Annotated in this window: 6 protein-coding genes; 2 read left to right on the top strand and 4 right to left on the bottom strand. The window is 40.1% G+C overall.

Features of this window, described 5'->3' with window-relative positions; all coding sequences use genetic code 11:
• On the top strand, positions 1 to 232 hold a 232-nt coding region (locus tag ACXIUD_RS03575; protein ID WP_457992918.1), incomplete at its 5' end, for a DinB family protein.
• A 151-nt stretch (positions 233 to 383) separates the two neighbouring features.
• On the opposite strand, the gene ACXIUD_RS03570 is transcribed toward ACXIUD_RS03575, so the two are convergent.
• The gene (locus ACXIUD_RS03570) at positions 384 to 1331 is read right to left on the bottom strand and encodes a CobW family GTP-binding protein (RefSeq protein WP_458051245.1); all 948 of its coding nucleotides are present in this window, start codon (positions 1329 to 1331) and stop codon (positions 384 to 386) included.
• A 93-nt stretch (positions 1332 to 1424) separates the two neighbouring features.
• Here ACXIUD_RS03570 and ACXIUD_RS03565 point away from each other — a divergent pair, with 93 nt between their 5' ends.
• Entirely contained in the window at positions 1425 to 2687 is a 1263-nt protein-coding gene (locus tag ACXIUD_RS03565; RefSeq protein ID WP_458051244.1) for a hypothetical protein, read from the top strand.
• Between the two features lie 76 nt (positions 2688 to 2763).
• Here ACXIUD_RS03565 and ACXIUD_RS03560 read toward each other — a convergent pair whose 3' ends face one another.
• The 3 genes from ACXIUD_RS03560 to ACXIUD_RS03550 form a co-directional block, all read right to left on the bottom strand.
• On the bottom strand, positions 2764 to 3369 hold the full coding sequence (locus ACXIUD_RS03560) for a hypothetical protein (RefSeq protein WP_458051243.1): 606 nt from the start codon (positions 3367 to 3369) through the stop codon (positions 2764 to 2766).
• Between the two features lie 5 nt (positions 3370 to 3374).
• Complete coding sequence (locus tag ACXIUD_RS03555; protein ID WP_458051242.1) at positions 3375 to 5777, bottom strand: TonB-dependent receptor; 2403 nt, start codon at positions 5775 to 5777, stop codon at positions 3375 to 3377.
• 184 nt (positions 5778 to 5961) lie between these two features.
• The gene (locus ACXIUD_RS03550; RefSeq protein WP_458051241.1) at positions 5962 to 6300 is read right to left on the bottom strand and encodes a hypothetical protein; all 339 of its coding nucleotides are present in this window, start codon (positions 6298 to 6300) and stop codon (positions 5962 to 5964) included.
• Positions 6301 to 6518 lie beyond the last annotated feature (218 nt).

The raw sequence follows: 6518 nt of genomic DNA, 5'->3' as shown, positions 1-6518 counted from the left end.
GAACAAAGAGGAAACCAAAGTGCAAGTGGACCGCATGTATGCCTTTATGACCCAAACATTAGAAGCAATGAGTTCCGAAGACTTAGAAAAAGATATCGAGTTCGGAAAGGAAACCATCCCTATTTGGAGACTTTTCAATATCGTGGAGAATCACAACAATCATCACAGAGGATACTCATTGGTATATCTCCGGATGAATGGGATTGTTCCGAAAGGGTATTTTGGCTGGTAAGCCATTGGCCCCAAATACCAAGGCAAGTGAATTTATTATAGGAGCAAGTGTTGGATGCCATCAGTTTGCTAAAGCTTAATTTTGATTACACTATGGCTGTAAAAGGCCATGGTATGATTTTCATTTTAAACTCAATCTAGCTTTTTTAAGCTCAAGTTATTCCCTGAGCTTGTTGTACAATAGTTTTAGCAAGAATTCTCTCTAGCCCTTTTCGTTCAATCCCTTGCCCTATAAAGACCAGTACGTTTGGGCTTTCTTTTTGAGGGTCAGATTTGGAAAAACTCACCGTATTGCCAGTGGACTGCACAAGGATAGGATGATCTTCTCCGGCTACCCTTACAAATCCTTTGACTCTATATACCTGATGATAGGAAAGGTAAAGCGTCATGGATAAGGTTGCATATAATTTTTCTCGATCAAATACCTCCTTTGTTTCGATAGCAATACTTTTCATTTTGTGAGGCCCTTCTGATATAGCAGGAGCTATTCCATGGGTTGGAGTAAAGTCGGCATAATTGTTTACAAAAAAATCTAGAGAGTTTAGAGACTCATTTGTACAGATGGACGCTAAAGTGTTTATTTTTTGCAACAGGGTTATCATATGCTCCTCGTAGGCTCGTTGGATTAAATCTACTTTTGTAAGTACAACAGTAGATGAGGCTACTACCTGCCTAAATGGTTCAGAGACTTCTTCCAATCTGTCTTCGAAATTTTCAGCATCCACAGCGCAGATGATCTGTCTTAATTCAAAAAACTTTTTCACATCATCCCGCTGAAACACTGAAGCAAGCATGCCTGCATCAGCAATTCCAGAAGCTTCTATAAAGAGGTTGTCGGGTTGAATCTCCAAATGAACCAGTTGGGCTAAAACCTCTATCAATTCGCTATCTAAAGAACAGCAAATACACCCATTATTAAGTTCGAAAAGTTCATTGTAATTTTTAGTAACTAATGTGCTGTCGATCGAGTTTTTGCCAAACTCATTTTCAATCACATAATTTATATGTGTTGATTTACGGCTCAACAAATGATTTAGAAGCGTTGTTTTTCCAGCCCCTAAAAAACCAGTCAACAAATAAGTTTTAATTTTTTTCTGCATGATGATGGCAAGTTAACCAACTAAACTAATTAATGCAACATTGTTGCAATAACTAAAATTAGTTTTACCTTTGCGCAAAAATCTTTAAAGTCTATGAAAAAATTTAGTTTATTTTACCTAGGATTGCTTTTTGTTTTCCTGTTATCCTGCCAAGAAAAAGAAGAGCCAATCGTAGAAGCGCCTTCTTATGAAGAATTGGAAAGTGAATGGATCAGATTGGGAGTTTGGAATCAAGAGTTTAATTTTTCCTTGATGCATCCACTTACTGGGAATATTAAAGGTGCTTCTTTGGCCAGTTTCCATCAAACGAGTGCAAATTATTTATCTAGCTCAGGTAGATATATTGTATCTATTGAGAGAAATGATGGGATCGTACGGTTTTTTGACACAGGAATAGAAAATCACCGTGATCATGGCCATGAATATGCCATCCGATGGTTAAATGCAACAGCATTGGCGCCTCTTCCTACGCATTTTTCTGCGACGCAGGGCAATATTGTAATTTTTAATGATGGAGATGGAAGTATTACATATGCTCGAGAGGCAAGTATGGAAACACCTACCTTTAGTCCAGCCATTATTTCCAACATTGGTAATGGTGTGCATCATGGAGCTGCTACATGGTTAAGAGGTAATAAGTTTGCAGTTACCTTTAAAGATGAAGGTACACCAGGGGCTTTGCCACAGCGAGTGAAATTGCTCAATCTGACAGGTGAGGTGACAGCTGAGAATGCCGATGTTTTTGTCACGGGAATACATGGGGATGCTTCCAACGGAGATTTTGCGGTTTTTGGAGGAACGCAAGGAGTTATTGTAGCAGGGGCTGATAATAAAATAAAGTTGATTACTAATCCAAGCCCTCTACAGCCTACTTCTGGAAATTGGATGGGAACTATCAAAGGAAATGATGAAATCAAAAAATTCTACGGGTATGCAAGAAATCAAGGAGTTTTTGAAATTGACCCTCTAGCAGAATCGGTTAAACCAATCTTTTTATCCAATGAAATTAGTAGCTATTTCTTAAGTGCTGATGGTGGCCACTTGATTATTCAAACTTCTGACAATGCAGTAAGGGTGTTTGATACCAATACAGGAAGTCAATTGGCAAATAGAACAGTCACTGTTGCTGATGAAATCGCGGCAAATGCCAGAAAAGCAAGTGACGAACTAATGCACTATAGGATGATGAGTGAAAATAATCCAGTAATCACTGCATCTGAAAATTTCTTGTATGTTTTGGAGCCTAATCGAACTAAGATTCACGTAAGGGATCTTAAAACCTTAGCTACAGTGGCCGTCATGGATGCACCAGCTAATACGTCCAACATCATGAGAATTGGGTTTCAGGTGAAGTAAAAATTTAGTGTAGGTTTTTATATTGTCTTTTAAATAAAAAGAGCCACCCTGCAAATGTCAGAGTGGCTCTTTTTTTTTATTCCACAATCGTCAAAGGAAAAGTGATATCAAAATCTACATCACCATCCTGTGCAGTAGATGTTGCAGTTTTCACTCCTGGCTGATGGGCTAGCCATATTCTGAAAGTAGCATTTGCTCTAGGTTCGCCAGTAGTCCAACTAGTTCTGAGGCCAAGCGGTAAGCCATTCCTATCAAAGTCTAAGTAATTGATGGCTCCATCTCTGTTTTGGATGTTGCCGCTACCTGTTGGGCTGGAGAATGCATTGGTGGTAAACTCAAAGAACATCTGATGCTCATCATCTTCTTCTTTGATTTCAATCTGTACATCTTCTACTGGAGATACCAATCGATTCAACAACTCGAAAGTCAAGGTATATGTGGTATTGGCTTTTAAGGTGATTGGCTGTATAGTGAAGGAGGAATTAATCCCAAGCCCACCAGTTGGGTCCTCAGCAAGCGCTCTTACAACGGTACCATCTTCTGCAGTAAAGATGAGTTCAACATCCGTAAAGATTTCCACTTCATTTTCTTCTTCCGGAGCTTCAGCTTCTGTACAAGCTGCAAATACGAAGATGGATAGGATCAAGATCCATAGTTGGCGAAGTTTGTTTGTGTTGTTCATGTTAATTAGAATTTATAGTGAATAGATAATTGTATATTTCTTCCTAAATCATCTGCGAAGAATCGCATAGCATTCAGATAATCCCTGTATCGGGTATTCAACGCGTTGTGCACTTGTAGACTCAAGCCAAGATTTCCTTTTTCTGCCTTTGCAAAGCCATTCAAAAGGAAGTATCCAGGAGGTGGAGCCAAGAAATCAAATATCTCTGAATTGAGATCGATGGTTACATTTCCTTCGATGATATCCCGAATGGAAACCTCTCTCGGAGCTTGAAATTGCCTGAACGTGTACATGGGTTGCAAGGCTACCTGAACTCGGTCAAATGGTCCAAGATTGCGTTTGTCAAAAGCCAGCTCATAATTGATATTTATGGGAGGCTGATTAATCAAGGGCTCGTTTCTTTCTACATTTTGTGACCATATGTAGCTACCACCAATTTTACTCGACCAATTTGATGTATGCTGCCATTCATAGGTTAAGTCAACGCCTGTGAAGAAGGCATTTGCTTGATCAAAAATGTAGGTTGGCATAGGGCCTCTTAATGTACCGACAACTCCTATTGGTCTCCAGAAAATAAAATTTGCAATATAGTTGGCATAAATGGATGTACTAAACCGTCCCTTTTCGCCTCTTATTTCCAATTCATTGACCCACTTATAGCTTTGTTCTGCTTCCACACCACTCTCTGCCATGGGTACTACTCGGTCATTTTGTAAGTTTCCCTCCGCGTCTTCATAGTATCGGAGCAACCCAAAGAGTTGTCTTGCCTCATGCTGTCCAAAGCTATATAGTTCGGCCATATTGGGTGGCCTCCACCCTGTGCCAATATTGCTTCGGAATGTAGTGGATGGATTAATCTGACTCACATAGCCAAGAGCTGCTGTAAAATTGGAAAATGAGAAATTATCTGCAAATGGTGCCTGGGTTCGCTCTCTCCCTGCTACAGAATTGCGCTCATAATCATAACGCAGCCCAAGTTCCCATTCAGAATTACCTCTTTGTAAAGTTTCAACTACAAATAGGCTGGCCCTGAAACCTTCATAATTTGGGATAAAAGGAGTGATACCTGTTCCGGGATTATTAGAATTGGATTGCAGTAATAGTTGACCTCCTACAATTCCCTGAATCCGGTCACTAAGTTTATGATTATAATCAGCTTGGATATCTTGTGTAGTGAGATTTAAGTCAATTATTGGTAAATCCGCATTTCTTCGCACATCAAATTCCTGCCTGCCATTGGATTGAAAGGCGTAGCGGAAACTGACATGATTATCCTCATCGATATTCCAATCCAATTTAAGTGAAGCCAAATGATGGCTTACAAACTGATTTGGTTCATTGATATCATAAGAAAAATCTCGTATGATAACTGGCCTTTCTGCTTCAAAATTTCGGATCAAAGCAGCCCCACTACTACCAATGGAAGCTCGAAGAATCCCTAAATTCTGCCGCATATAACTGTAATTGGCTTTAGCGATCAGGTTTTCACGTATTTTGAATTTTGCTCCCCCAAACGCACTGTATTCTCTTGCGCCTGTATTGGTAAGCATGTAGTCAGGAGCATGTCTATCTCCTACGATATTGACATTACCGCCCACATGCCAGCTAAAGTTTTCATAGCCTTCGGAAAGGTTAACTCCGGTATTAAACCCTCTCCCGTTCGTTTGAAATCCAGCTACTGCTGAGCCATTCAATCGACTATTGAAAGGCATACTGTGAGACTCTGTGACTACTGCTCCTCCTAAGGCATCAGGCCCGAAGCGGACTGCTGCGGCTCCTTTGATTACAGAAATGGATTCAGCACTCTGAATATCGATTTCAGGGGCATGGTCGGATCCCCAATTTTGAAATCCATGTTTGAATCCATTGTTGAGGATTAAAATGCGGTTTCCATAAAGCCCATGGATAATAGGAAGTTGGATATTAGAGCCGAATGAGGCAAAGGTGACTCCTTGAATATTTCCCAAGAGTGCACCTAGTGAAGCTGTTTGGTTTCTGCTGATAGTCTCGCGGTCTATGTTTGCTATGCTCAGACTTTTGGTGCCCTCAGATCGGATGCGTTCACTGCGAACTTCCACAGCTCCCAAACTCTTTTCATCCAACTCAAGTTGGATGCTTGCTTGTCTTCCTGGGCTAATAGTGACCCGCTGTGTTTTATAACCTAGGTAGGCGATTTCTATTTCCTGCTGAGTATTTGTGGATATGCTCAACAAGAATCTTCCATCCTGGTCAGTGGCAGTTCGGGCATTGGGTTCAGCCAAGGCACTTACAATTGCCCCAATGAGGGGCTTTTTACTTTCGGCATCGTAGATGATTCCTTCAATGGTAGGATTGGCCGATTGGGCAAATACAATTTCTTGACAAAGGAATAATCCCAATGCCGTCAAGATTGAGACGTATTTGGACATATGAATAGATTGGTTGGTTGCAAAGTCAACACATGAGTAGCAGTGCTGACCTTTAAGCTAGGTTAGCACGCGTGGATTGGCATTTTCCCACTTGAAAAATCAATTAGATAAGAACCACAAAGTGAGAATAAGCAGATTGCTTAATCATCACATCATGGAATTTGATTAATACAATGGGATTGGATTAAGAAAAATTAAGGGGCGGACCTCTGAGGAACGAGGGACTTTTATCGAAGCTGTCAAATAAAAATTGCTGAGATAAACCCTGATATTCTGTAAAAAAGACAGGAAGATTCTCAGGGATTGCAATGTCTGCTGTAAAGGTATGGTAATGGGCATTGGAAATAATATCCCAAAAAATGTACTCTTCTTCTGTATGGTCATGGTCTTTGTCCCCTTTCTGAAAAGGGTGGGCATGCACAATAAGATGACCGTTTTCAGTCAGGTGAACGTGCTTATTGTTGAAATTATTCCAAAATACCAAGCCCCATAGCCCTAACATGGCTAGCCAAAGAGACTTCATACGTTGGATTTTTAAGACCATATACAAAAGTATAGATTTTTTACTAAACGCAATAGCGTTGCGTTAATGAATATTTTTTTTCAAATCTAGTATACTGTATTTGGAGGAAGCAGGTTTTGAATTTTCTCTTAAATTTTAAAGCCTTCACCACAGGCCAGGTTTGTTGCTTTTTCTAGGAAGAATGTTTAATTTTCAAAAGAAACCAAAAATACCTAACC

Source organism: Mongoliitalea sp. (assembly GCF_054166905.1).
The sequence above is the reverse complement of the archived record's forward strand: the minus strand, read 5'-3'. Positions and strand labels throughout refer to the sequence as shown.